The 25,065-nt window shown below is 72.2% G+C and carries 23 protein-coding genes and 1 pseudogene; 19 read left to right on the forward strand and 5 right to left on the reverse strand.

Annotated features, from left to right (window positions below):
- Positions 1-298: 298 nt before the first annotated feature.
- Both C6Y14_RS41505 and C6Y14_RS41510 read right to left on the reverse strand, forming a co-directional pair.
- Positions 299-772, reverse strand: coding sequence for an indole-3-glycerol phosphate synthase (locus C6Y14_RS41505; RefSeq protein WP_199855052.1), 474 nt, complete (start codon positions 770-772; stop codon positions 299-301).
- Positions 773-924: 152 nt separating this feature from the next.
- Positions 925-1,863: a pyrimidine reductase family protein gene (locus C6Y14_RS41510; protein ID WP_225891541.1), complete on the reverse strand. Its 939-nt coding sequence runs from the start codon at positions 1,861-1,863 to the stop codon at positions 925-927.
- Between C6Y14_RS41510 and zapE the strand changes: the two genes are divergently transcribed.
- From zapE to C6Y14_RS41600, 17 genes and pseudogenes are all read left to right on the forward strand, one after another.
- Complete coding sequence (gene zapE, locus C6Y14_RS41520) at positions 1,862-3,004, forward strand: cell division protein ZapE (RefSeq protein WP_404828918.1); 1,143 nt, start codon at positions 1,862-1,864, stop codon at positions 3,002-3,004. The genes C6Y14_RS41510 and zapE overlap by 2 nt on opposite strands.
- A gap of 200 nt (positions 3,005-3,204) precedes the next feature.
- Positions 3,205-3,615 carry a hypothetical protein gene (locus C6Y14_RS41525; RefSeq protein WP_107022128.1) on the forward strand — a complete coding sequence of 137 codons (411 nt, stop codon included), beginning with the start codon at positions 3,205-3,207 and terminating at the stop codon, positions 3,613-3,615.
- Between the two features lie 170 nt (positions 3,616-3,785).
- Positions 3,786-4,376: a carbonic anhydrase gene (locus C6Y14_RS41530; RefSeq protein ID WP_107022129.1), complete on the forward strand. Its 591-nt coding sequence runs from the start codon at positions 3,786-3,788 to the stop codon at positions 4,374-4,376.
- A complete protein-coding gene (locus C6Y14_RS41535; protein WP_107022130.1) occupies positions 4,373-5,887 on the forward strand; it encodes a SulP family inorganic anion transporter in 1,515 nt (504 codons plus the stop codon). Before C6Y14_RS41530 ends, C6Y14_RS41535 begins: the two co-directional genes overlap by 4 nt.
- A gap of 231 nt (positions 5,888-6,118) precedes the next feature.
- Complete coding sequence (locus C6Y14_RS41540; RefSeq protein ID WP_107022131.1) at positions 6,119-7,495, forward strand: PhoX family protein; 1,377 nt, start codon at positions 6,119-6,121, stop codon at positions 7,493-7,495.
- Between the two features lie 125 nt (positions 7,496-7,620).
- Positions 7,621-8,547: a PPK2 family polyphosphate kinase gene (locus C6Y14_RS41545; protein ID WP_107022132.1), complete on the forward strand. Its 927-nt coding sequence runs from the start codon at positions 7,621-7,623 to the stop codon at positions 8,545-8,547.
- A 61-nt stretch (positions 8,548-8,608) separates the two neighbouring features.
- Positions 8,609-9,472, forward strand: a complete 864-nt coding sequence (locus C6Y14_RS41550; RefSeq protein WP_404828920.1) for a polysaccharide deacetylase family protein — start codon at positions 8,609-8,611, stop codon at positions 9,470-9,472.
- A 117-nt stretch (positions 9,473-9,589) separates the two neighbouring features.
- Entirely contained in the window at positions 9,590-10,450 is an 861-nt protein-coding gene (locus C6Y14_RS41555; protein WP_107022133.1) for an aldo/keto reductase, read from the forward strand.
- Between the two features lie 141 nt (positions 10,451-10,591).
- Positions 10,592-11,320, forward strand: a complete 729-nt coding sequence (locus C6Y14_RS41560; RefSeq protein WP_404828921.1) for a peptidyl-tRNA hydrolase — start codon at positions 10,592-10,594, stop codon at positions 11,318-11,320.
- Between the two features lie 33 nt (positions 11,321-11,353).
- A pseudogene (locus C6Y14_RS41565) lies at positions 11,354-11,980 on the forward strand (TetR/AcrR family transcriptional regulator); the annotation flags it as partial.
- Positions 11,981-12,189: 209 nt separating this feature from the next.
- Entirely contained in the window at positions 12,190-12,594 is a 405-nt protein-coding gene (locus tag C6Y14_RS41570; RefSeq protein ID WP_107022136.1) for a hypothetical protein, read from the forward strand.
- On the forward strand, positions 12,591-13,196 hold the full coding sequence (locus C6Y14_RS41575; RefSeq protein WP_107022137.1) for a TIGR03086 family metal-binding protein: 606 nt from the start codon (positions 12,591-12,593) through the stop codon (positions 13,194-13,196). The genes C6Y14_RS41570 and C6Y14_RS41575 overlap by 4 nt, the downstream gene beginning before the upstream one ends.
- A gap of 149 nt (positions 13,197-13,345) precedes the next feature.
- On the forward strand, positions 13,346-14,140 hold the full coding sequence (locus C6Y14_RS41580; RefSeq protein WP_107022138.1) for a DUF4142 domain-containing protein: 795 nt from the start codon (positions 13,346-13,348) through the stop codon (positions 14,138-14,140).
- Between the two features lie 155 nt (positions 14,141-14,295).
- Entirely contained in the window at positions 14,296-15,618 is a 1,323-nt protein-coding gene (locus tag C6Y14_RS41585) for a DUF692 domain-containing protein (protein ID WP_107022139.1), read from the forward strand.
- Between the two features lie 385 nt (positions 15,619-16,003).
- Positions 16,004-16,843 (forward strand): DUF4142 domain-containing protein, encoded by an 840-nt coding sequence (locus C6Y14_RS41590; protein WP_107022140.1) that lies wholly within the window; start codon positions 16,004-16,006, stop codon positions 16,841-16,843.
- A 104-nt stretch (positions 16,844-16,947) separates the two neighbouring features.
- Positions 16,948-17,721: a TIGR04222 domain-containing membrane protein gene (locus C6Y14_RS41595; RefSeq protein WP_107022141.1), complete on the forward strand. Its 774-nt coding sequence runs from the start codon at positions 16,948-16,950 to the stop codon at positions 17,719-17,721.
- Positions 17,722-17,864: 143 nt separating this feature from the next.
- Positions 17,865-19,481, forward strand: coding sequence for an alpha/beta hydrolase (locus C6Y14_RS41600; RefSeq protein WP_107022142.1), 1,617 nt, complete (start codon positions 17,865-17,867; stop codon positions 19,479-19,481).
- A gap of 196 nt (positions 19,482-19,677) precedes the next feature.
- Here C6Y14_RS41600 and hemQ read toward each other — a convergent pair whose 3' ends face one another.
- Positions 19,678-20,409, reverse strand: a complete 732-nt coding sequence (gene hemQ / locus C6Y14_RS41605; protein ID WP_107022143.1) for a hydrogen peroxide-dependent heme synthase — start codon at positions 20,407-20,409, stop codon at positions 19,678-19,680.
- A gap of 4 nt (positions 20,410-20,413) precedes the next feature.
- A complete protein-coding gene (gene hemG, locus C6Y14_RS41610; protein ID WP_107022144.1) occupies positions 20,414-21,913 on the reverse strand; it encodes a protoporphyrinogen oxidase in 1,500 nt (499 codons plus the stop codon).
- 206 nt (positions 21,914-22,119) lie between these two features.
- On the opposite strand from hemG, the gene C6Y14_RS41615 reads away from it, so the two are divergent.
- Together C6Y14_RS41615 and C6Y14_RS41620 are read left to right on the forward strand one after the other, a co-directional pair.
- A complete protein-coding gene (locus C6Y14_RS41615) occupies positions 22,120-23,094 on the forward strand; it encodes a DUF4349 domain-containing protein (RefSeq protein WP_107022180.1) in 975 nt (324 codons plus the stop codon).
- Positions 23,095-23,121: 27 nt separating this feature from the next.
- Positions 23,122-24,522, forward strand: coding sequence for an FAD-dependent oxidoreductase (locus C6Y14_RS41620; protein ID WP_107022145.1), 1,401 nt, complete (start codon positions 23,122-23,124; stop codon positions 24,520-24,522).
- A gap of 100 nt (positions 24,523-24,622) precedes the next feature.
- Here C6Y14_RS41620 and C6Y14_RS41625 read toward each other — a convergent pair whose 3' ends face one another.
- Positions 24,623-24,979 carry a hypothetical protein gene (locus C6Y14_RS41625; RefSeq protein WP_107022146.1) on the reverse strand — a complete coding sequence of 119 codons (357 nt, stop codon included), beginning with the start codon at positions 24,977-24,979 and terminating at the stop codon, positions 24,623-24,625.
- Between the last annotated feature and the right edge of the window lie 86 nt (positions 24,980-25,065).

Genomic DNA, 25,065 nt, shown 5'->3' on the forward strand with positions numbered 1-25,065 from the left:
CCCGCAGACGACCGGCGTCTCCAGGGGCGCGGGGAACGGCGCAATCCTTTGGGCCAACCCCCACCATCCCGCAGACGAACGCGGTTTTTCAGGGGCGCGGGGAACGGCGCGAGCAACCCCCACCAACCCGCAGACGACCGGCGTCTCCAGGGGCGCGGGGAACTGCGCAATCCTTTGGGCCAGCCCCCACCGTCCCGCAGACGAACGCGGTTTTTCAGGGGCGCGGGGAACGGCGCGGCCGGCCTCATCCGACCCGCGGACGACGAACCCGCGCACCCGGTCAAATCAGCGGCAAGCGTCACACCTTGCTGTGCGAGAACAGCTTCAGCACCGGCACCCCCACCTTGTGCCGCGCCCGCGACGCCCAGTCCCGGTGGAAGAACTCCTCCACGTAGTGCGGATCGGTCAGCACGATGACCTCGTCCGCCCCCACCTCGTCGACGAGCCCCTTCAACGCGTCGAGCGGATGCTCCTCGATCAGCCGCCCCCGCGCCTCACTGCCCGTGGCCCGCAGCGCCACCAGTGACACCTCCAGGGCCCGCTGTCCCTGCCCGACCGCCTCCGCGCCCTCGGGCGTCTCGTTCTCGCGGGCCGCCTCGTCCAGCTCGCCGAGCGCCACGTCGTCGATCGCGCGCAGGAGCCGGTCCGCCTGGTCGCCGCGGGGCTGGAGCAGCACGTGGAAGGCGACGCCTTCCTCTCCGTGCAAGGTGGTGACGAACTCCACGTCCGCGGAAGTGAGGGCCTTCTCGATCATCAATACGCTCGTGAACACGACAAACGCCCTTCTCGTCCGTGGGCCGTTCGTAGACCCCTGCGGAAACCATCCTGCCCCGTGACCGCACGGGGACTGCGATTTTCAGTGTGCCCGGCGAAAGCTAACCGGAACAGCCGATTCCACTACTTTGTCCGGACCCGATTCCTTGATCAGGTCCGGCGGTAACGGCTGAAGAGGAACCCGGCCTCCTCCAGCAAGGACGCCAGTTCGAACCGCTTCGGCACCGCGAGGGACGGACCGCCCGCGATGCGCTGGGCGTCCCCGGCGGTGAGCATCGGGGAGACCGTCAGGCACAGCTCGTCGAGGACATCGGCCGCGACCAGCTGGCCCAGCAGCCGTGGCCCGCCCTCCGTCAGGAGCCGGTACAGGCCCAGGTCGGCGAGCGCGCGAACGGCCCGTACGGGGTCCACCCCCGTGCCGTCGCCCGCGATCACGACCCGCGCGCCGGCCTTCTCGGCGGCGGCGATCCGGTCGGGCGCCGCCGCGGCCCCGGTGAGCAGCAGCGTGGGAAGCAGTGGCGAGGTGAAGAGCGGAAGCGAGAAGTCCAGGTCGAGGCTCGCGCTCACCACGGCGATCGCGGGCGCCGGGCCCTGTCCCGCCGCGGCCCGGCGCGCGGCGAAGTCGTCGCGGGCCCGCGCGGGCCGGTAACCCTCCTGCCGTACCGTTTCCGCACCGACGATCACGACGTCCGCGAGTCCGCGCAGCGTGCCGAAGATCCGCATGTCGGCGGCGCAGGAGATCGGCTGCGAACGCCCGTCGTGCTGGGCGGCCCCGTCGAGCGTGGAAACCATGTTGGCCCGCAGCCACGGCCCGGCCTCCGCGGACCTCTCGGACCTCTCGGACCCCTCGGAGCCCCCAGAGCCCCCATAGCCCCCGGCAGCCTCAGCGGATCCCGCGTCGGCCCCAGCGGATCCGACGGCATCCGCGCCGCCGCCCACGACACCCCCGTCGGGTCCCGCAACACCCGCGCCGGATCCCGCGACGCCCACCGGATAGGCGTACGCCTCGGCCAGTTCGTCGAGCTCCCATTCCCGCTCGGCTCCGGCCGGGGCTGCTGTCTCGTCGGTCACAGGGAACAGGCGTCGCATGTCGTGCAGTCTGGCACGAGACGTAGAGTGGGGAACCGTGTCAACCTCCACCACCGCCTCCGGATTCGGCCCGATAGCCGACGCGACCCCGTCGTCCCTGTGCGCCCGCGAGCCGCGCGTCCCCGCGGACCGGCTGGTCGCCGAGATGGTGCCGCCACCGCGCTTCGACTCGGTCCGTTTCGAGACCTACATCCCGGATCCGAACCAGCCGAGCCAGACCGAGGCCGTGCGGGTCCTGGCCGGTTTCGCGGCGGGTCTCGGCGGGGCACCGGCCGACGCGGGCAAGCGCGGTTTCCTCGGGCTCGGCTTCGGCAGGAAGCCCGCGAAGGCCCCGGCGGGCCCCCGCGGTGTCTACCTGGACGGCGGCTACGGCGTCGGCAAGACGCACCTGCTCGCCTCCCTCTGGCACGCGACCCCGGCGGAGCCCGCGCTCAAGGCCTTCGGCACGTTCGTGGAGCTGACGAACCTGGTCGGCGCCCTCGGTTTCCAGCAGACCGTCAAGACGCTGAGCGGCCACCGGCTGCTCTGCATCGACGAGTTCGAGCTGGACGACCCCGGTGACACCGTCCTGGTGTCCAGCCTGCTCGCCCGGCTGGTCGAGGCGGGCGTGGCGCTCGCCGCGACCTCCAACACCCTGCCGGGCAAGCTCGGCGAGGGCCGGTTCGCCTCGGTCGACTTCCTGCGTGAGATCCAGGGCCTGTCCGCCCACTTCAGGTCGCTGCGCATCGACGGCGACGACTACCGCCACCGCGGACTGCCCGAGGCCCCGGCCCCGTACTCGGAGGAGCAGGTCACGAAGGCCGCGTACGCGACTCCGGGCGCCTCGCTCGACGACTTCCCGCATCTGCTCGACCATCTGGCCCGGGTGCACCCCAGCCGGTACGGCGCGCTGACGGACGGGATCGAGGCGGTCTGCCTCACGGACGTCCAGCCGGTGCCGGACCAGTCCACCGCGCTGCGGCTGGTGGTCCTCGCCGACCGGCTGTACGACCGCGAGGTGCCGGTGCTCGCCTCGGGGATGCCGTTCGACCGCCTGTTCAGCGAGGAGATGCTGAACGGCGGCTACCGCAAGAAGTACTTCCGCGCGATCTCCCGGCTCACGGCGCTGGCCCGGGACGCCAAGGGGCTCGTACAGGACTGACCGTCCCGCCGCCCGCCCCTGCCCGCCACTCGGTGCGCTGCCCGTCGCTCGGCGATTTCCGGCCTGCCATCGACGCTCTTCGGCCCTCTTCAGGCTCTCTTCAGGGTGAAACGTTAAGTTAACCCAGCAAACAACTTCCCGCGTTAACGTTCGTGTCAACAAGGGAATACCTGATCTGAGAACCGGCCGAGAGGGGGCCCATGCGACGAGGTACGACGGTCCGGACACTGTTCGCCGTTCTCGCCGCCGTCCTGCTGGCCCTGCAGCTCTCCGCCACCACCACAACGTTCGCACCCGCGTTCGCATCCGCGCACACACCCCGACTCGCCGGCCCCGGGGAAGGCACCTGGCACGTCCCCGAAGCCAGGGCCGAGTTCGTCACCTGTGGCGACACCTCGCACTCGCACGGCCCGACCGGTCCCCTGCGCACCCGCGACCGGATCCGGGTCGCGGACCACGTCGCCCCCGCCGCCGCGCGCCTGCTGCTCTGCAAGGACGTGGCGGCCGTGCACGAGGACCCGTCGCACACCGCGGCCCCCGCGGCGCACCACCGTACGACGAGATCCTCGGGCGCCCACTCGTCGGCGGCGCTCCAGGTCTTCCGTTGCTGAGAGCACCGGTTCGGACCTGAACACCGGGCACGAAGCGACTCCGACCTGACCCACCCCTCACCACGCCACGTCCGCCGAGCGCGTCGACGTGGGGTCATGTCGCCGTACCCGCATGCGCTCCGTTTTGTACGCCGACGCGCTCGCATATGCGCGCCAGGAGGAACTGACACATGCAGCCCCTGATCGATCACGCACGCTCCTTCCGCAAGCAGTCCGCGGACCGCCCGGAGGAGTTCGCCCGTCTCGCCGAAGGCCAGTCCCCGCAGGTCCTGTTCATCACCTGCTCCGACTCGCGGGTCGTCCCGGCCCTGATCACCGGAGCCCGGCCCGGTGAACTCTTCGAACTGCGCACCGCAGGCAACATCGTCCCCCCGCACACCTCTTCGCAGCCCACCAGCGAGGCCGCCACCGTCGAGTACGCGGTGGAGGTGCTCGGCGTCACGGACGTCGTCGTCTGCGGTCACTCCCACTGCGGCGCCGTCGGCGCGCTGGTACGCGGCGACGACCTGACCGCCGTACCCGCCGTCCGCGACTGGCTCGCGCACTCGACCCCGCGCCCCGACGGCGCCACCGAGGATCCGACCGTCGCCGAGGCCGTGCAGAACCACGTCCTGACCCAACTCCTGCGGCTGCGCTCGTACCCGTGCGTGGAACGGCGGCTGAGGGACGGTCAACTGCGCCTGCACGGCTGGTTCTACGAGGTCCACACCGGGTCCGTCCTCGCGCACGACGTCCGCTCCGACTCCTTCGAGGCACTGTGAGCGCCGCGACGGGCACCCCCGCGGCCGACGGCGGGACCAACCCGGGCCGGCACCCTCGATTCCCCTTCCTGCGGCAGGACTTCGCCGCCTCGCTCGTCGTCTTCCTGGTGGCGCTGCCACTGTGCGTGGGCGTGGCCGTGGCGTCGGGCGTGCCCGCCGAACTCGGCCTGATCACCGGCATCGTGGGCGGTCTGGTCACCGGGCTGCTGCCCGGCAGCAGCCTGCAGGTCTCGGGCCCGGCCGCGGGTCTGACCGTGCTGGTCTTCGAGGCGGTACGCGAGTACGGACTGGCCGTGCTCGGTGTCATCGTCCTGGCCACCGGTCTGATCCAACTCGCCATGGGCGCGATGAAGTTGGGGCGCTACTTCCGGGCCATCTCGGTGGCCGTCGTGGAGGGCATGCTGGCGGGCATCGGCCTGGTCCTGATCGCCGGCCAGCTCTACTCGGTGGCCGGCGCCGAGGCCCCGGCCTCAGGTCTTGACAAGCTCGCCGGCCTGCCCGGGCTGGTCGCCGACTCCGCCGGTTCCACCACCGCGCTGACGTCCTTCGGGCTCGGCGCCGCCACCGTCGCCGTACTCGTGCTGTGGAAGCACCTGCCGGCCAAGGTCCGTACGGTGCCGGGGGCGCTGGCCGCGGTGGCGCTCGCCACGCTCGCGACCCTGGCCTTCGACCTGCCCGTCGCGACGGTGGAGGTACGGGGGCTGCTCGACTCCATCCAGCTGCCGGGGCTCGAAGCCGTCGGCGGGCTGGCGAGCGTGGGCGTGCTCGGCACGATCCTGGCGTTCGTGCTGATCGCGTCGGCGGAGTCGCTGTTCAGCGCCGCCGCCGTGGACCGGCTGCACGACGGGCCGCGCACCCAGTACGACAAGGAACTGATGGCGCAGGGCGCGGGCAACACGGTCTGCGGGCTGCTCGGCGCGCTGCCGATGACCGCGGTGATCGTGCGCAGCTCGGCGAACGTGTCCGCGGGCGCCCGTACGAAGGCGTCCCGGGTGCTGCACGGGGTGTGGCTGCTGCTGTTCGCGGCGCTGCTGCCGTCCGTGCTCGCCTACATCCCGCTGCCCGCGCTCGCGGGCATCCTGGTGCACGCGGGCTGGAAGCTGATCCCGCTGCGCTCGATCGCGGCACTGTGGCGCGGACACCGGGGCGAGGCGCTGATCCTCGTGGTCACGGCCGTGTCGATCGTCGCGGTCAACATGTTCGAGGGTGTGCTCATCGGCCTCGCGCTCGCCGTCGCCAAGACCGCGTGGGAGGCCTCGCACATCAAGCTGGAGGTCATAGACAAGGGAGCGGGGCCCGTACAGGCGTATCTGTCGGGCAACGCCACCTTCCTGCGGCTGCCGAAGATACTGGACGACCTGGAGGCGCTGCCGAAGGACCGTCCGGTGACGGTGGACCTGTCCGGGCTGCACCACCTGGACCACGCGTGCCGGACGGCACTGGAGAACTGGTCGCAGCGGCACAGCGAGAAGGGCACCGAGCCGGTGAAGGTCACCACGCCGGCTCCGTAGGCACCGGCTCCGTAGGCACTGCCTCCGTAGGCACCGGCAGCTGAACCGGAACCGTTCACCCCGGGGCCCGGTGCGGAACTCCCCACGAGTCCCGCACCGGGCCTTCGGGCTGTCCGGGTCGTCCGACGGCCCGCGGGAACGCCACGCTACGCGCGTGGTTCACGTGATCGTGACCACGTGATACACACAAGCGGGTCACGTACTCCTGTCCGCCAACAGGAAGGTTGCCCCATGTCCGCATCACGACTGCCCGCAACACGACGCGAAGTGCTGGCCCGCTCCGGAGCCCTGGGAGTCGGCATCGCCTTCACCGGTGCCGTGTCGGAACTCTTCACGGGTACGGCCGCCGCGCTGGGCCACTCCGGATACGGCCCCCTGCTCCCCGACCCGGACGGTCTGCTGGACCTGCCGAAAGGTTTCCGGTACCGGGTGCTGTCCCGCGAGGGCGACGAACTGCGCTCGGGCGAGGGCCAGGTGCCGAGCAACCACGACGGCATGTCCGCCTTCGCCGGCAGACACGGCCGCGTCCACCTGGTCCGCAACCACGAGAACCGCGTCACCGGCAGGATCGGCGTCCCGACGGTCGACGGCCTCACCTACGACCCGGCGGGCAAGGGCGGCTGTACGGCGCTGACCCTCGACGCCCACGGGAAAGTCGTCGGTGAACGGGTCGCGATCGCCGGTACGGCCGTCAACTGCGCGGGCGGGCCCACCCCTTGGGGAACCTGGCTGACCTGCGAGGAGACCGAGGACAAGGCCGGCACGAACGGCTACACCAAGGACCACGGTTTCATCTTCGAGGTCGACCCGGTGGACCCCCACCGCACCGGGGCCGTGCCGCTGACCGCGATGGGCCGCTTCCAGCACGAGGCGATCGCCGTCGACCCGAAGCGCGGCGTCGTCTACGAGACCGAGGACGCCTTCCTCAAACCCTTCGGCCTCTTCTACCGCTTCCTGCCCAACAAGCCGGAGGGGGGCCGCGGTTCGCTCCGCGCGGGCGGCAGACTCCAGGCGATGCGCGTACCGGGCGTCCCGGACCTCTCCTCGATCCAGGAGACGGGTGCGAGCTTCGACCGCATCGAGTGGGTCGACGTACCGGACCCGCTGGCGAGTGAAACCCCCATCCGCGACCAGGACTTCGGACCCAAGGGCATCACCCACGCGCAGAAGCTGGAGGGCTGCTACTGGGGCGGCTCGTCCGTCTACTTCGTGTCCTCCTTCGCGCACAGCAGCGAGGGCTCCGCGGCCGACCACTACGGGCAGATCTGGCGGTACGACCCCGGTGCCCGCCGGCTCACCCTGGTGATCGTCTTCGGTCCCGACACCGACGTACAGCTGCCCGGCGAGTCCCCCGACAACATCTGCCTCGCCCCCAGCGGCGGCCTGATGGTGTGCGAGGACGGCGGGGGCGCGCAGCACGTGTACGGCGTGACCCGGCGCGGTGAGGTGTATCCGATGGCCCGCAACCGGCAGGACATCGGTACGCCGGACGCCCCGGAGTGGGGCGAGTTCGCGGGCGTCACCTTCTCGCCCGACGGCCGGACGATGTACGTGAACTGCTACACGCCGGGGACGACGTTCGCGGTGACGGGGCCCTGGAGCAGGTAGTGACCTGCGCCCTGGTGGGCACCCGGCGGCCATGACGGCCGCCGGGTCGGGGGCGGGTGCGCCGCGGGTAGCGGCCCCCGCCCCCGCGGCGCAGGATCGTAGGAACCGCCCCGAAGGGATGCGCGATGGCCAAGAAGGACAGCAAGGGCAGGAAGGGCACGAAGGACGTCGGGGCCGGGGCACACCGGGCCGGGGAGAGCGCCGTCGCCATCCGCGACGCACTGCGTCTGCCGGTCGGCGAACGGATCTCCCTCTCCTCGTACGACGCCTCGGCGACCCCCGGCGGAGCGACGGCGCCCAGGTCCAAGGCCGACGGTCTCGCCGCCATCACCCGGATGGCGCAACCCCTCGCCGGACTGCAGGAACGCCTCTGGGCGGCCAGCACCGCGGGTGATCACCGCCGGGTCCTCCTGGTCCTCCAGGGCATGGACACCAGCGGCAAGGGCGGCACGGTCAAACACGTCATCGGGCTCTTCAACCCCGTCGGCTGCCGGGTCCGTGGCTTCAAGGCGCCGACCCCCGAGGAACTGGAGCACGACTTCCTCTGGCGGATCAGGAGGCAGCTCCCCCACCACGGCGAGCTGGGCATCTTCGACCGCTCCTACTACGAGGACGTCCTCGTCGGCCGGGTCCGGGAGCTGGCCCCGCGCACCGAGATCGAGTCCCGGTACGACCGGATCAACGACTTCGAGCGGGCCCTCGCCGACGACGGCACGACCGTCATCAAGTGCTTCCTGCACATCTCGTTCGAGGAACAGCGCCTGCGTCTGCTGCGCCGGCTCGCCAACCCGGACAAGCACTGGAAGTTCAGCCCGTCGGACATCGACGACCGGGCCCTGTGGCCCGCGTACCAGGAGGCGTACGAGATCGCCCTCGAACGCTGTTCCACGGACACCGCTCCCTGGTATCTGATCCCCGCCGACCGCAAGTGGTACCGGAACTGGGCGATCAGCCGGCTGCTGCTGGAGCACCTGACGGCGCTGGACCCGCAGTATCCGCGGCCGGACTTCGATGTGGAGGAGTGCCGGAAGCGGCTGCAGGAGGAGGGCTGAGCAACACCGATCAGGGGTGATATAACCGGTTTTTCCTATTCATCCGGTTAATGTCGCCCGCGTGAACACCTTCCTGTTCCTGAAGAGGGCCACCGCGGCCACCGCCGCCTGCGCGCTGACGACGGCGGGCGCGGTCGCCCTCGCGGCGTGCGGCGCTCCCGGCACCCCCCGCGCCGCCACGGTCCCCGCACCCGCGAGCGCGGTCGGTACACCCTCCCCGCCGCCCACGCTCGCCCCCGGCCCGGGCGGACTGACCCCCGTCTTCATGAAGGCGGCCGGGGCGCACGACAGGACGGTCGCTCTGACCTTCGACGCCGACATGACGGCCGACCAGGGGCCGCGGGCCGCCGCCGGGGAGCGTTTCGACAACCCGCGGCTGATCGGGACACTGCGGCGGCTGAAGGTGCCGTCGACCGTGTTCATGACGGGGCGCTGGGCCGAGGAGTACCCCCGTCAGGCGCGGGCCATCGGGCGCGATCCGCTCTTCGAGGTCGCGAACCACTCCTACAGCCATCACGCCTTCACCGAGGACTGCTACGGGCTGCCGACCGTTCCCGCGTCGGGGATGCGGGCGGACGTGGAGCGGGCGTTCACCGCGTTCCGGACGGCGGGGATCGAGCATCCGATGCCGTACTTCCGCTTCCCTGGCGGCTGTTACGACCGACGGGCGCTCAAGGCGCTGAGCGGCACCGGGGTGACGGCCGTGCAGTGGGACGTGGTCAGCGGGGACGCGTTCGCGACGGACGCGGGGGCGGTGGCGCGGCAGGTGCTGGACGGCGTACGGCCCGGTTCCGTGGTCGTCATGCACTGCACGCGCAGCGCCGCTCCGGCGACGGAGGAGGCCCTGCGGACGATCGTCCCGGAGCTGCGGGAGCGCGGCTACCGGTTCGTGAAGGTGTCGGAGCTGATCCGGCCGGACGCCTGAGACCGGAACGCGATTCATCGCCCGGGGCTCTCAAAGCGATCGCATTCTCTTGTTGGACGGCAAAAACGTCTCGGTGGAGGCTGGGACGTACCGAACGAACCCCCAGGAGGAGCCCCCATGCAGACACGCACCATCGGTGACGTCCGGGTCGGAGCGATCGGTCTGGGCGGGATGCCGATGTCCATCGAGGGGCGCCCGGACGAAGCGCGCTCGGTCGCGGCCGTGCACGCGGCGCTGGACGAGGGCGTGACGCTCTTCGACACCGCCGACGCGTATCACCGGGACGCCCACGAGGTCGGGCACAACGAGTCGCTGATCGCCCGCGCGGTGGCCTCGTACGGCGGCGACACCTCGGACGTGCTCATCGCGACGAAGGGCGGCCACCTGCGTCCGGGCGACGGCTCATGGACGCTGAACGGCTCGCCGGAGTACCTGAAGAAGGCGTGCGACGCCTCGCTGGAACGGCTCGGAGTCGAAGCCATCGGGCTCTACCAGTTCCACCGGCCGGACCCGAAGGTCCCCTACGCGGAGTCGGTCGGCGCGATCCGCGATCTGCTGGACGCGGGGAAGATCCGGTTCGCGGGTGTCTCCAACGCGGACCCCGACCGGATCCGGCTGGCGAACGACATCCTCGGCGGACGGCTGGTGAGCGTGCAGAACCAGTTCTCGCCGGCGTTCCGCTCCAGCGAGCCGGAGCTGGAGCTGTGCGCGGAACTCGGCATCGCGTTCCTGCCGTGGAGTCCGCTGGGCGGGATCTCGAAGGCGGGTGAACTGGGGTCGCGTTACGCCGTGTTCGCGGAGGTGGCGGGTGACCACGGGGTGAGCCCGCAGCAGGTGTGTCTGGCGTGGATCCTCGCGAAGGCGCCGGTGACGATCCCGATCCCGGGGTCCTCGCGCCCGGAGACGATCCGCGACTCCGTCGCCGCGGCGAGCCTGTCCCTGTCCCCGGAGGAACTGACCCGCCTGGACGCGGCGTAAAAGACTGCGCAGTTCCCCGCGCCCCGTCCGGGGGCGCGGGGAACTGCGCAGTCTTCTAGGGGCGCGGGGAACGGCGCGACCAGCCCCGACGGACCCGCACGTCACCACCCCCGACACCCCCACCCCCCGGCTGGCAAACTGGTGCACGTGAGCAGCGACGGAACACAGCACAACCCCTTCCAGCACGACCGCACCCCCCGCGACGACGCACCGCAGTTCGTACTGCCCCTGGTCGCCCGCATCGAACGCGACGAACCCCCCGCCCGCACGGACGCCCTGGAGACCGCCGCCCGAGCCGTCCTGGTCCTCCTCAGCGACGAACGCTCGCTCGGCGAGGGCGAGTGGGCGCAGGCCGTCCACGACTGGCAGGACGCCCGCATCCGCAAGGTCGTCCGCAGGGCCCGCGGCGCGGAGTGGCGCCGCGCGGAGGCCCTGCCCGGCATCACCGTCACCGGCAAGTCCGCCGAGGTCCGTGTCTTCCCCCCGGTCCCGCTCGACGGCTGGCCCAAGGACCTGGCCCGCCTCCAGGTGTCCGGCACGGACCTCGACGACCCGGAGCCGCCCGCGGACACCGACGCGGCGACGCCCGTGCTGTGGCTGAGCCCGGACCTGGACATGTCGGCGGGCAAGGCGATGGCCCAGGCGGGCCACGGCGCCCAGCTGGCCTGGTGGGAGCTGTCCGGCGAGGACCGCACGGCCTGGCGCGAGGCCGGTTTCCCGCTCGCCGTCCGCACGGCCGACGGCGAGCGGTGGGAACGCCTGGTCACGAGCGGCCTCCCGCTGGTCCGTGACGCCGGCTTCACGGAGATCGCCCCTGGTTCGTGCACGGTGGTCGCCGACCATCCGGCCCTGCGTCTCGACCGGCGGTAGGCGGAGGATGGACAGTCCGTGGAAGGACGGGCGATGACACGACTGGACGGCAGGGTCGAACGGGGCAACCGCACACGGCAGTCGGTGCTCCGCCGTACCGTCGACATCGCCTCCGCCGAGGGCCTGGAAGCCCTCTCCGTGGGGCGTCTCGCGACCGAGCTGCGGCTCAGCAAGAGCGGGGTCTTCGCCCTCTTCGGCTCCAAGGAGGAGCTGCAACTGGCCACCGTGCGCGAGGCTGCGCGCATCCACGTCGAGCGGGTCGTCACTCCGGCGGCCGAAGTCCCCGCCGGAGTGCGCCGGTTGTGGCGGCTGTGCGAGTACTGGCTCGACTACTCCCGGGACCGGGTCTTCCCCGGCGGATGCTTCTTCTACGAGGTCGTCGCCGAGTTCGACGCCCGCACCGGCCCCGTGCACGACGCGGTCGCCCAGGCCCAGCGCGCCTGGACGGGCCATGTGGAGCGCGTCATCACCGAGGCACGCGAGCTCGGTGAACTCCGCGCCGACACGGACGTGCCGCAACTCGCCTTCGAGCTGGTCGCGTTGATGGAGACCGCCAACGCCGTCTCCGTCCTGCACGACGAGACGGCCGCCTACCGCCGGGCGCGCGTCGCCATCGCGACCCGGCTGCGCATGGCGGCGACCGAGCCTTCATCGGTACCCGATCCTGCGTCGGTACGCGATGCCGTCTCGGTTCGCGATCCCGCCCAGGCACCCGAACCTGTGCCGGCGCCTGAACCGGCGTCGGTACCCGAACCGGCCTCGGCGTCCGAAATCCCCTGATCTGAGGCCCTGTTGACGTGGTGGCCGACTACCTCCCCGATCACGCGAAACAAGTAGCACGACCGTTCGCTTACTTTTATACTCCGACCATGCCCCTTCACCTCCTCCGCTCGCCCTGGCAGCCGGGCCCGCGCGCCGACGCCCAGGGCGGTCCGGCCGTCATCAGCGTCACCGACTTCACCGCCACCACCCACCCGCAGTCCTGGTCCGTCGCGCTGGCGGGGCTGAGACTGCGCCGCACCTGGCCCGGGACGCCCGGCGCGATCGGCATGTGGCTGTGGACCGACCCGGCGCGCCGGCGTTCCGGGTCCGTCTCGGTCTGGACCGACGAGACGGCCCTCAAGGAGTTCGTCGGCCGGCCGGACCACCTGCGGATCGTCCGGGCCCACCGCGGCCGGGGCGTGCTGCGCTCGGCGCTCCACACGACCGAACGGTTCGACGAGGCCGACGCCTGGGCGTACGCGCGGCACTTCATCACCGGGGAGAGGCCGTGACGGACCCGCTCGGCATCGTGGCGCTCGACCGGATCGCGGTCCTGGAGACCTCGCGCCTCGTCGACGCGGCGACCGCGGAGGACTGGGCGCGGCCCACACCCTGCGCGGGCTGGGATCTGCGGCGGCTGGTCGCCCACATGACCGCCCAGCACCGCGGATTCGCGGCGGCGGCGCGCGGCGCGGGCGCGGATCCGGCGTACTGGCGGGAGCAGGAGGAGCGGGGCGAGCCGTCGCGGATCCACCGGGAGGCCGTGACGGCGCTGCTCGCCGCCTTCGCCGCGAACGGCGTCCAGGAGCGGGAGTTCGTCCTGCCGGAGCTGGGTCTGGCCCTGCCCGGGTCACGTGCGATCGGGTTCCACTTCATCGACCACGTGGTGCACGCCTGGGACGTGGCCGTCTCGCTGGGGCTCGCGGTGCAACTGCCGGAGCCGGTCCTGGAGGCCGGGCTGGTGATCGCCCGTCTCGTGCCGGACGATCCGGCCGGGCGAGGTCCCGGCCGCCCGTTCGCGCAGGCCCTCGCGGTGCCCGCCGGGGCCGGCCCGTTGGACGAGACGCTGCGCCTGCTGGGGCGTACGCCCGAGGAGTGGCCGGCCGCGGCGTAGGGCCTGGCGCGGGACTGTGGCTCAGCCGTGTGAGGTCTGTGACACAGCAGACACGAACCATTGAACAGGTCCGCCGTCCCGTACGTATCTTCCGGCGCTGGCCAAGTACAGATTCCCAACGACCAGTTGGTAAAAACCCGGAGGCACCTGTGCGGCGTATCAACGGTACGGCCCTCGTCATCGTGGCACTCGTCGGAACGCTCGGCGCGCTCGCGTTCCCCGTGTGGTCGTACGCCGACCGCGCCGGGACCGGACCGGCGAACCTCGCCGCCGGGACCGTACAGACGAAGTGGGGGCCGCTGACCGCCACCGACCGTGACCTGATCGTCCGGGTGCGGCTGGCGGGTCTGTGGGAGCTGCCCGCCGGGCAGCAGGCCCTCGAACGCAATCCGAGTCCCGCGATGAAGGAAGCGGCCGACCACCTGATCGTCGGCCACACCGACCTCGACAAGCGGGTGCGGGGGGTCGCTCGGGAACTCGGCGTCGAACTGCCGAACCAGCCGAACGAGCAGCAGCAGGGCTGGCTCCAGCAGATGACCAACGCGAGCGACGCGGACTACCCCAAGGTGTGGGCGAACCTGCTGCGCTCCGCGCACGGCAAGATCTTCCCGGCGATCGGGACGGTCCGGAACCAGACGCGCAACACGCTGGTGCGACAGCTCGCCTCGGACACCAACCAGACCGTGCTCGACCACATCACGGTGCTGGAGAAGACCGGCGCCGTCGACTTCGAGGCGATCGCCAACGACTCGGTGGTCGGATCCACGGCCAGCCCGTCCGGTCCGGCGGCACCTGTCCCCGGAGTGGTTCCCAGCTCGGCGCCGCCCGCCGAGGCGACCGGTGACATCAACACCACGTCACGGCCGTCCCCCGGGGAGCCGGGCACGGTCAACACGAACCGCCCCGACCCCGAGGACCCGGACGCCACCCCCACCTCGCAGTGACGGTCCGAACCTCAAATGTTGCTCTGAACGTCCCCGCCGATGGGTTCGGCCCCGCCTGACGGGGCCATCACCCCGTCACGCCGGAACACAGGTCCGTCGAAGGAGACGCGCAAGGTCCTGGTGAAGTCGTGGTGACGGAGTGGAGGAGGGGGACGATGAGGAACCTGGGTACGGGAATCGGGTGGCGGCCGGAGATCGCCGAGGCCGTGGAGCGCATGCCCGGCATCGACTGGGTCGAGGCCGTCGCCGAGAACATCTGCCCCGGACATCTCCCCGAATCGCTGGTGCGGCTGCGGGAGCGCGGTGTGACCGTGGTCCCGCACGGGGTGTCGCTCGGCCTCGGCGGCGCCGACCGCCCCGCCGAGGCGAAACTCGCCGACCTGGCGGCCCGCGCCGAGGCCCTCGGCTCCCCGCTGGTCACCGAGCACATCGCGTTCGTCCGGGCGGGCGGGGCACTGACCGCCTCGCCGCTGCTGGAAGCCGGGCACCTGCTGCCCGTCCCCCGCACCCGGGACGCCCTCGACGTGCTGTGCGAGAACGTCCGGATCGCCCAGGACGCGCTGCCCGTGCCGCTCGCCGTGGAGAACATCGCGGCGCTGATCTGCTGGCCGGGCGAGGAGATGACCGAGGGGCAGTTCCTGTACGACCTGGTCGACCGCACCGGCGTACGCCTGCTCATCGACGTGGCCAACCTCCACACCAACCACGTCAACCGCGGCGAGGACCCCGCCAAGGCCCTCGACGAACTGCCCGTCGAGGCCATCGCGTACGTCCATGTCGCCGGCGGTTTCGAACGCGACGGCGTCTGGCACGACAGCCACGCGCACGCCGTGCCCCCGGCGGTCCTCGACGTACTCGCCGAACTGGCCTCCCGCGTCCGCCCGCCGGGCGTGCTCCTGGAGCGCGACGAGAACTTCCCCGAACCGGCCGAGCTGGAACGCGAGCTGCTCACGATCCGCGAAACGGTCGAGAAGTCCGCCGCGCCCCCCAAGGCGGCCGGCGGCGGCCCGGCCGCCGCCGTGGCATCCGAGGCTCACGAGCCCGAGGACCGGGCAGTCACCGGCCCCGCCCGGCAGCGGCTCGCGCTCGCGCAGGCCGCTCTGCTGTCCGCGCTCGTCGCGGGGACGCCCGTGCCCGAGGGGTTCGACCGGACCCGGCTGGCCGTGCAAGCGCGGGCGCTGGCCGGGAAGCGGGCCGATGTCGTGGCCAAGGTCGCTCCGGAGCTGCCGGAGATCCTGGCCGAGGCGTACCGGAAGGCGTTCCTGGCGTACGCGCACGGCCACCCGATGACCGACGGCTACCGGCGGGACGCGCTGGACTTCGCCGAGCACCTGCTGTTCGAGGGACGTCTGCAGGACACCGCCGTGCGGCGCGCGCTGAGCGACTGGTGGCTGGAGCGTTCGGGTCCGGCGCCGCTGTCGCAGCGCCCGGCAGCCCGGCTGGCGCGCGCCACCCGCCGGGTGCTGCTGAGGCGTTGAGAACCGGTCGACGGGTGGCGTAGAAGGCCCTCGCCGCCCGTGACGTCGCTCACCCGGGTGACAGCGCCACCCGGTGTGTCCAGGAACGCGGGCCCCGCGCCTGCTCAGCGCCGCCTCGCGACCACCGGGACGCGCGGGCACGCACTCAGCCGGCACACAGCGCATCCCGTACGGGCCCGGCGCGGGCCGGACCCGGACGACCGCCGGGCGCCGCCCACGGCACCGCCCCCGCCTGCGAGAACACCGGCCCCACCGGCCTGACCGGCTCATCCGGATCGCGTACAGCATTCGTCCAAACCCGTACCACAGTCGGCGTACGCCACGAAGTACTATGCCAAGCTCCACCAGAAGCGCACTAACGTGCGGTGCCGCAACAGGAGGCACCATGCGATCCATCGACGGCCGCGGGCTGTTCACCGGCACCGGGCTCATCATCGCGGGTCTGACGACGACCCTCGTGGCCCTCGCCTTCCCGATCTGGTCGTACGCGGACCGGTCGGGCACGGGCGTGGACACCCTGAACGCCCAGAGCGTGACGACGAGTTTCGGACCGCTGTCCGCGCAGGACCGGGACTTCGTCACGAAGGTCCGGCTGGCCGGCCTGTGGGAGCTGCCCGCCGGTCAGCAGGCCGAGGAACGCGGCACCACCAAGGCCGTACGGACGGCGGGCGAGCACCTCGTCGAGGGCCATACGTTCCTGGATGCGCGCGTACGCAGCGTGGCCGCGCGGCTCAGCCTCGAACTGCCCAACCAGCCCAGCGAACAGCAGCGCGGCCGGCTCGCCACGCTGAGCGCGGCGCGGGGCGGGGAGTACGACCGGCAGTTCGCGAACATCCTCCGCGCCGCGCACGGCAAGGTCTTCGGCCTGGTCGCCCAGATCCGCGCGAACACCCGCAACTCACTCGTCCGCGGCCTCGCCGACGACGCGAACACCACGGTGCTGGACCACATCACGGTCCTGGAGGCGACCGGCCTGGTCGACTTCGACGCCCTGGCCCGTGACGCGGCCTCCGCGAGCGCGCCCCCGCTCACCTACTCCCCCGCACCTCCCGGCCCCAAGGCCTCGCCCAGTCGCCCCGTCCCCGCCACACCCACCCCGGCCTACTCCCTGCCCCCGGCCGCGACCGCCCGGCCGTCGGACGACGGGGCGGACGGGACCGACGGGACCGACGGGACCGACGGCGGGGCGGACGGCGGGGCGGACGGCGGCGACAACAAGTCGTAGCAACCGAAGTACCGCCGACGCGAAACGTCACACCATGGCGATGCTTCGTCCAAATTGTGAACAAGCCGTGGCGCGGCCGGTCCCGCGTCGCATAGAAATCCGGCATGTTCTGGGTCCTCCTCCTTCTCCTCGCCTGGGCCGCGGCGGGCACGGCCTGTACGCGCCTGTGCCTGGCCTCGGTCCGCGCCGCCGCCGCGGACGACGCGCACACGCTCGACGGACGCGGCCTGACGCTGTACGAGGCCGCGTTCCTGTCGGGCGGCCCCGCCAGGGTCGCCGAGCTGACGCTCGTGTCGATGGCCCGCCAGCGCCGTCTGCTGCTCGCCCACACCGGCTGGGCGACCGTCGTGGACCCGCGCGGCCGGGACGAGATGGAGCGCTCCGTCCTGGGCGCGATAGGCCCCGACGGACAGTCCCGGATCGCACCGGTCCGTACGAGCGCCGCCGCCGCGGAGGCCGTACGCGTGCTCGCCGACCGGCTGGTCGCGGCGGGCCTCGCCGTGCCGGACGGGGCGCGCACCACCGTCGCGGGCGCCGTGCGCGAGGTGCGCTCGGCCACGGCGGCCGTGCTGGTGCTGGCCGCCGTCGCGCTGCTGATGCCCGCTCAGGCCCCGCACGAGCGGGCGCTGGTGGCCGTCTGGTTCACGCTGCCCCTCATCCTCACCATGAGCTGTCTGGCCATCGCGCGGATCGAGGTGCACCCCTACACCCGCTGGGCTTCCCCGGCCGGGCAGCACCTGCTCAGCTCCCTGACCCACCGGGCGGACCCCGACAGCGACGACCGTACGTACCTCACCACCGTGGCCGTGCGGGGCATCCGCGCGGTCGGCGAACCGAACCTGCGGGCGGCTTTCGGACACCGCGAGCCGCATCTCTAGGGCAGGTCTCCGAGGGGGCGCCACCGGCGCGTGCCGGGTGCGCATCGGGGTCATTGGGCCGACATCCGCGGGCCGGTTCTTTACTTCGCCGGGCCCCGAACCAAATATCCCTTTTATTACTGTCGTGTACTGAAGGGAACCTGATGCGAGCTGCCGTCCTCCTCGGAACGGCCGGAGCCCTGCTGCTGACGGCCGTCGTCGCCACCGCGCCCGCGGAAAGCGCCAAGGCCGCCTCGTCCGGCTGGGCCGAGCGGCACGGCACGGCGGTCGCCGCCGAACGGGCCGCCGCCGACGGCATCCGCTTCGGGACGTGTTCCGAGGACGAGGACGGCCCGGCCACCCTGCGGTGCGGCACGGTCACGGTCCCGCTCGACTACGCGCACCCGGACGGCGAGCAGATCGAGCTGACCGTCAGCCGGGTTCGGGCGACCGGCAAGGACCCCAGGGATCTCAAGGATTCCAGTGATCCCAAGGACGGCGAGCGGTCCGTCCCGCGGCAGGGTGCGCTCGTCTACAACCCCGGCGGTCCGGGCGCGTCCGGCATGTACTTCCCGCTGATCGGCATGTTCCCGGAGTGGAAGCGCATCGCGTCGGCGTACGACCTCGTGGGGTACGCCCCGCGCGGGGTGGCCCGCTCGTCCCCGCTGTCCTGCCAGGACCCGAAACTGCTCCTGAAGGGGCCGACGCAGTCACCGACGCACCCCTCGGAGGCGTACAAGGAGGAGCGCGTCGCGCGGGCGAAGGCGTACGCGCGGGGCTGCGTCGAGCGGTCGGGCCGTGCGATCAGGCACTACACCTCGGTCAACAACGCCCGCGACCTGGACGTCCTGCGCGCGGCCCTGGGCGAGCGGAAGCTGACCTTCATGGGAGCGTCCTACGGCACGTACTTCGGGGCCCTGTACGCGGAGCTGTTCCCGTCGCACGTACGCCGGATGGTCCTCGACTCGGCCGTCAACCCCGACCCGGCGAAGGTCTGGTACCGCAACAACCTCGACCAGTCGGCCGCCTTCGAGCGCCGCTGGGCCGACTTCCGCGCGTGGACGGCCCAGCACGACAAGGTGTACGGGCTGGGCCGCACGGCGCGGGAGGTGGGGCGCAGCTACGAGCGGGCGCGGGCGCGGCTCGCGGCGGAGCCCGCCGGCGGCGAGGTCGGTCCGGGGCAGCTGCACGGCGCGTTCCTGCAGGCCGGGTACTACGACGACTACTGGCCGCAGCGCGCGCAGGCGCTCTCCGCGTATCTGAAGGGCGACCCGAAGCCGCTGATCCGGCAGGCGGGTCCGCACCCGGACGCGGTGAAGGAGCAGGAGAACAGCAGGGCCGTCTACACGGCCATCGAGTGCAACGACGCGCCCTGGCCGCGGTCCTTCCACACCTGGGACCGCGACAACACGCGCCTCGCGCGCGTGGCCCCCTTCGAGACGTGGTCCAACGCCTGGATGAACCTGCCCTGCGCCTACTGGCCGCTGCCACGGCAACGGCCGCTGGACGTCCGCACGTTCCCCGGTGAGCTGGCGCCCACGCTCGTCCTCGCGGCGGAACGGGACGCGGCGACGCCGTACGCCGGGGCGGTGGAGATGCACCGGCGTCTGTCGGGCTCCGCGCTGGTCACGGAGCTGGCGTCCGGGTCACACGGGATCGTGGGCGGGTCCAACAAGTGCGTGAACGCCCACGTGGACGCGTATCTCTTGGAGGGCCGGGTCCCGGGGCCGCGGGCGACCTGCGGCCCGCACAAGCCCCCGAAGCCCCGCCAGGGGCTTTAAGGGGCGCGGGGAACTGCGCAGTCTTTTGCCTTTGCCTTGAGGGGCGCGGGGAACTGCGCGGCCCGCCCCCACCGGGGCCGCAGCCGACGCACCACCCCCTGCGGGGGTACGCCCCGAAGGGGGCGTCGGGCGTATCCCCGCGTCTGCGGACCGGCCGTGGCTGGTCGCGCAGTTCCCCGCGCCCCTTACGGGGCTCTCAGGCCAGGGATGCGATCAGATCCGGTACGGACTTGCGGCGGCCCGTGTAGAACGGGACCTCTTCGCGCACGTGCATGCGCGCTTCGGACGCACGCAAGTGCCGCATGAGGTCCACGATGCGATACAACTCGTCCGCCTCGAACGCGAGGATCCACTCGTAGTCGCCCAGCGAGAACGACGCGACCGTGTTGGCCCGCACATCGGGGTAGCCGCGCGCCATCTTCCCGTGGTCGGCGAGCATCCGCCGCCGGTCCTCGTCCGGCAGCAGGTACCAGTCGTAGGAGCGCACGAACGGATACACGCTGATGTAGTCGCGCGGCGTCTCGTCGGCGAGGAACGCGGGCACGTGCGAGCGGTTGAACTCCGCGGGCCGGTGCAGCGCCATGTTCGACCAGACCGGCTCCAGCGCGCGCCCCAGCTTCGTACGGCGGAAGAGGTTGTACGCCTCCTGCAGCTGGTCCGCGGTCTCGGCGTGCCACCAGACCATGAGGTCGGCGTCGGCGCGCAGCCCCGACACGTCGTAGGTGCCGCGGACCGTGACGTCCTTGGCGGCGAGCTGGTCGAACAGCTCCTGGACCTCGTCCGCGTAGCCGGTGCGGTCCTCAGGGAGCACGTCGCGGAGTTTGAACACGGACCAGAGGGTGTAGCGGATGACCTCGTTGAGGTCCTTGGCCTTCTTGCCGGCGTTCGGGGTCCTGGCCGGGCCGGTGATGGGGGCGTCGTCACTCATGGGGCTATTCTCCCGCTCCGCCGTGCAGGCTCTGCACCGGGTTGGTGATCAGGGCGTCCGTCAGCCGGTCGTCGCCCCGCAGCCGGTCCACGGCGGCGTTCGCGCTCGCGACACAGGCCGGGATGCCGACGCCGTCGTACGCCGCTCCGCACACCGCGAGGCCAGGCACCCTGCCGACGTGTTCGCGGATGCGGGCCACGCGCGCGTGGTGCCCGACCGGGTACTGGGGCAGTCCGTCGTCCCAGCGGGTCACCCGGGTCTCCAGGGGCTCCGCGGTGAGGCCGGTGGCCTCGCGCAGGTCGTGCCGGGACACGTCGACGAGGTCGGCGTCGTCGCGGCCGAGGATCTCCGTCTCCCCGTACCGGCCGACGGAGGTGCGCAGGACCACGGTGTCCGGATTCTCCTCGGCGATCCAGCCCCATTTCTGGGACGCGAACGTGGACGCCTTGATGGTCCGCCCGTCGACGGGCGGGACCAGGAAGCCGCTGCCTTCGGGGAGGGCGGTCCCCTCGCGGCGGTAGGCGAGGGTGATCAGCGCCATGGACGCGTACTCGACGGCGGCCAGCTCGGCCGCGGCGGCCGGGGCCTCGGCGGCGAGCAGCGCGGCGGCGGCGCCCGCGGGGACCGCCACGACGACGGCGTCGGCCACCAGCGTCCGGCCCCCCGCGACGACCCGCCAGCCGCCCTCGTGCCGCTCGGCGGTGCCGACCGCGTCGCCGGTGACCCGGCGCAGTTCCGTGACCGCGGCTCCCGTGACGATCTCGCCGCCCCGGGCGCGTACCGACTCGGCGACGGCGAGCGGCAGTCGGCCGATGCCGCCCTCGATGCCCATGAAGACCGGCCCGGCCGGCTGATCCGGCTTCCGACCGCGCGCGGCCTTCGCCTGGATCTCGCGGACCGCCTCCGTGAGCGAGGCGTGCGTACGGGCGGCCTCGAAGAGCTGCGGGACGGCCGAGCGCATCGAGATGCGGTACGCGTCGCCCGCGTAGACCCCGCCGAGCAGGGGCTCGACGAGCCGGTCGACGACCTCGCGGCCGAGCCGCTCGGCGACGAAGGCGCCCACCGCCACGTCGTCGCCGACCTCCGTGCGCGGCAGGTCGCGCTCGTGCTCGATGCGGCGCAGGCCTTCGTCGGACAGCACCCCGGAGAGGGCCGCCGCGTCCGCGGGGACGCCCATGACGTGTCCCTTGGGCATGGGCCGCAGGGCTCCGCGCGTCCAGATCGAGGCGCCCACCGTGTTCGGCGGCCGGAGCCGGTCGGCGAGACCGACCTCGTGGGCCAGCGCGACCGCCTCGGGCCGCCGCGCGAGCATCGACTCGGCGCCCAGGTCGACCCGGGCGCCCGCGACGGAGCCCGGCAGCAGCTTGCCGCCGAGCCGCTCGGAGGCCTCCAGGACGGTCACGTGCGCGCCGCCGTTCAGCAGCCGGTGCGCGGCGGCCAGACCGGCGATCCCGCCCCCGATGACGACGACGTGACCCGGGCCCGTACGTGTGTCTGCGTGCATGTGTCCACTGTCCCAGACCCGGTACGCCGTCTCCCGGGCCCCCGGCGCCACGGCGCGTGACCGGATGTCCGTGACCAGGGTGTCCGTGACGAGGCCGGACCGTGACCTCTTCGGGACCGGATCCGGCCAACGTCCCGCGGGGCTCGGGCGTCGAAGGAACGTCGGACAACACGACGCTCATCTCGACACCTCGGGGGTACACCGACATGCGGACACACGGCAGTGGCAGGCGAGACGGCAAGGACGGCGGCACGACCCGGTACCGCTCCGCACGCCCCGTACAGCTCCTCTCGGCGCTGTTGCTCTCCGGCGCCCTCGCCCTCACGGGGTGCACGAACTCGGCCGACGGCGGGATGGACAGCTCGGGCGACAGCAAGGCCGCCCCTCCGAACGCCGCGCAGGAGGGACCGGGTGCGGCCGACAGCGCCGCGAGCGGCGGCAAGGGCGAACAGGCCGACTCGCCGACGCGGCTGACCACCCACATCATCCACACCGCCTCACTGACCGTGCAGGTCAAGGACGTGCCGAAGTCCCTCGCCGAGGCCCGCACCACGGTCGAGAACGCGGGCGGCATGGTCGGCAACGAGACCACGGACCGCGACTCCGAGGGCCGCGAGCGGTCCCGTGTCGTCCTGCGGGTCCCGGCGGACAAGTACGAGGAGGTCCTCACGGAGCTGGAGGGCTCGGGCAAACTCATCGACCGCAAGGCGAAGGCGGAGGACGTCACCGAGCAGGTCGTCGACGTGGAGAGCCGCGTCAAGACGCAGCGGGCCAGCGTGGCGCGGATCCGCGAGCTGATGGACCGGGCCTCCAAGCTGAGCGATGTGGTCACCCTGGAGGGCGAGTTGAGCACGCGCCAGGCCGACCTGGAGTCGCTGCTGGCCCAGCAGGCCTCACTGAAGGACCGTACGAGCCTGGCCACGATCACCTTGTCGCTGTCCGAGACACCGGTGAAGAAGGCGGACAAGGACGACGATCCCACCTTCGCCGACGCGCTCGGGGGCGGCTGGGACGCGTTCGTCGGCATGTTCCGCTGGATCGCGCTGGCGCTGGGCGCGGTACTGCCGTTCCTGGTGGGCACGGCGCTGCTGCTGTTCCTGTGGGTGCGTTTCCTGCGCGGCCGGACACCGCGTGGCGCGGCCGCCGCGGCGACGACGAACGGCGAGCCCGAGCGGGACTGAAATGCCGGACCGCCGTAGCGTGTTCGCATGACTATGAGTCGCGAGAACCGTACGAAAGAGCGTCTGGTGGTCGTCGGAGGGGACGCGGCGGGCATGTCCGCCGCGTCCCAGGCACGCAGGCTGAAGGGCCCCGACGCATTGGAGATCATCGCTTTCGAGCGGGGGCACTTCAGCTCCTACTCCGCGTGCGGCATCCCGTACTGGGTGGGCGGCGAGGTCGACGACCGGGACAAGCTGATCGCCCGCTCGCCCGAGGAGCACCGGGAGCGCGGGATCGACCTGCGGATGCGTACGGAGGTCACGGAACTCGACGTCGACGGCGGCCGGGTGCGTTCCCGCGACCTGGACTCCGGGGCCGAGGAGTGGACGTCGTACGACAAGCTCGTGGTCGCGACGGGCGCCCGTCCGGTGCGGCCGTCGCTGCCCGGCATCGACGCCCCCGGGGTGCACGGGGTGCAGACCCTCGACGACGGTCAGGCGCTCATCGACACGCTGAGCCGTACGGAGGGGCGCCGCGCGGTCGTGATCGGGGCGGGCTACATCGGCGTGGAGATGGCCGAGGCGCTGATCAACCGCGGGTACGAGGTGACGGTCGTCAACCGCGGCAAGGAGCCGATGGCCACGCTCGACCCGGACATGGGCCGCCTGGTGCACGAGGCCATGGAGGGCATGGGCATCACCATGGTGAACGACGCCGAGGTCACCAAGATCCTCACCGGTGACGACGGGCGGGTCCGCGCGGTCGCCACGGAGGACGGCGAGTACGCGGCGGACGTGGTGGTCCTCGGCATCGGTGTCCGGCCGGAGACCACGCTCGCCGGGGCCGCGGGGCTGCCGCTCGGCGACCACAAGGGGCTGCTGACGGACCTGGCCATGCGGGTGCGCGGCCACGAGAACATCTGGGCGGGCGGCGACTGCGTCGAGGTGCTCGACCTGGTCTCGGGCAGCGAGCGGCACATCGCGCTGGGTACGCACGCCAACAAGCACGGCCAGGTGATCGGCTCGAACGTCGGCGGCGGCTACGCCACGTTCCCCGGGGTCGTCGGCACGGCGGTCAGCAAGGTCTGCGACCTGGAGATCGCCCGTACGGGCCTGCGCGAGAAGGACGCGCACCGGGCGGGGCTGCGCTTCGAGGCGGTCACGATCGAGTCGACGAACAGCGCGGGTTACTACCCGAAGGCCGACCTCATGACGGTGAAGATGCTCGCCGAACTGCGCACCGGCCGCCTTCTGGGCGTCCAGATCGTCGGCCGCGAGGGCGCCGCCAAGCGCGTGGACATCGCCGCCGTCGCGCTCACGGCGGGCATGACGGTCGAACAGATGACAGCCCTGGACCTCGGCTACGCCCCACCGTTCTCCCCGGTCTGGGACCCCATCCTGGTGGCGGCCCGCAAGGCGGTGACAGCGGTACGCAAGACGGCCCAGTAACCGCCCGCGCCCCGTGGGGGCCCGCAGGGCTGCGGGCCCCCACGGGGCGCGGGGAACTGCGCGACCAGCCCCCACCGGCCGTCAGCCGAACCCGACAGCCTCAAGCCCCCTGCGCATTCCCGTTTATCTTCTCTATGGCCTGCCGCGCCTGCTCCCCCGGCGTCCGCGACAACGAAGACACGGCAGAGACCTGAGGCCCACCCACGGCAGCGGGCGCAGCCGCCGGCATGGCGGACGCCGACGCGGCAGCGGGCCGCGCATGCGACCCCACCTGCCGCCCCCGCAGCCGATGACTCGCCGCCTCGTCCAGCGTCACAGGCCGCTGCATGCTCGCGGCCAGCCGCCCCGCCTCCTGGCCGAGCGCGGCCACGTCCTCCCAGGACAGACGGAGTACGACGGCGAGTTCCGCCTCGCCGTCCGGCGTGGCGATCAACGGCTGAGCGGCTCGGTCGTTCATGACCTGTTCCTCACGTATTGCGGGATCACGGGCGGTTGCCGAAACATACGCACGCGACGCCACCCCCGTTCAGACTCCCCGAACCG

Source organism: Streptomyces dioscori (genome assembly GCF_003024195.1).
In the GTDB taxonomy this organism is placed as follows: Bacteria; Actinomycetota; Actinomycetes; order Streptomycetales; family Streptomycetaceae; genus Streptomyces; species Streptomyces dioscori.

What these genes read in the sequence shown, in the direction of transcription:
- zapE (WP_404828918.1), top strand. Translation starts at nt 1,862, where the DNA reads ATGTCGTGCAGTCTGGCACGAGACGTAGAGTGGGGAACCGTGTCAACC.
- C6Y14_RS41510 (WP_225891541.1), bottom strand. Translation starts at nt 1,863, where the DNA reads ATGCGACGCCTGTTCCCTGTGACCGACGAGACAGCAGCCCCGGCCGGA.
- C6Y14_RS41525 (WP_107022128.1), top strand. Translation starts at nt 3,205, where the DNA reads ATGCGACGAGGTACGACGGTCCGGACACTGTTCGCCGTTCTCGCCGCC.
- C6Y14_RS41530 (WP_107022129.1), top strand. Translation starts at nt 3,786, where the DNA reads ATGCAGCCCCTGATCGATCACGCACGCTCCTTCCGCAAGCAGTCCGCG.
- C6Y14_RS41540 (WP_107022131.1), top strand. Translation starts at nt 6,119, where the DNA reads ATGTCCGCATCACGACTGCCCGCAACACGACGCGAAGTGCTGGCCCGC.
- C6Y14_RS41545 (WP_107022132.1), top strand. Translation starts at nt 7,621, where the DNA reads ATGGCCAAGAAGGACAGCAAGGGCAGGAAGGGCACGAAGGACGTCGGG.
- C6Y14_RS41555 (WP_107022133.1), top strand. Translation starts at nt 9,590, where the DNA reads ATGCAGACACGCACCATCGGTGACGTCCGGGTCGGAGCGATCGGTCTG.
- C6Y14_RS41570 (WP_107022136.1), top strand. Translation starts at nt 12,190, where the DNA reads ATGCCCCTTCACCTCCTCCGCTCGCCCTGGCAGCCGGGCCCGCGCGCC.
- C6Y14_RS41585 (WP_107022139.1), top strand. Translation starts at nt 14,296, where the DNA reads ATGAGGAACCTGGGTACGGGAATCGGGTGGCGGCCGGAGATCGCCGAG.
- C6Y14_RS41590 (WP_107022140.1), top strand. Translation starts at nt 16,004, where the DNA reads ATGCGATCCATCGACGGCCGCGGGCTGTTCACCGGCACCGGGCTCATC.
- C6Y14_RS41595 (WP_107022141.1), top strand. Translation starts at nt 16,948, where the DNA reads ATGTTCTGGGTCCTCCTCCTTCTCCTCGCCTGGGCCGCGGCGGGCACG.
- C6Y14_RS41600 (WP_107022142.1), top strand. Translation starts at nt 17,865, where the DNA reads ATGCGAGCTGCCGTCCTCCTCGGAACGGCCGGAGCCCTGCTGCTGACG.
- hemQ (WP_107022143.1), bottom strand. Translation starts at nt 20,409, where the DNA reads ATGAGTGACGACGCCCCCATCACCGGCCCGGCCAGGACCCCGAACGCC.
- hemG (WP_107022144.1), bottom strand. Translation starts at nt 21,913, where the DNA reads ATGCACGCAGACACACGTACGGGCCCGGGTCACGTCGTCGTCATCGGG.
- C6Y14_RS41615 (WP_107022180.1), top strand. Translation starts at nt 22,120, where the DNA reads ATGCGGACACACGGCAGTGGCAGGCGAGACGGCAAGGACGGCGGCACG.
- C6Y14_RS41620 (WP_107022145.1), top strand. Translation starts at nt 23,122, where the DNA reads ATGACTATGAGTCGCGAGAACCGTACGAAAGAGCGTCTGGTGGTCGTC.
- C6Y14_RS41625 (WP_107022146.1), bottom strand. Translation starts at nt 24,979, where the DNA reads ATGAACGACCGAGCCGCTCAGCCGTTGATCGCCACGCCGGACGGCGAG.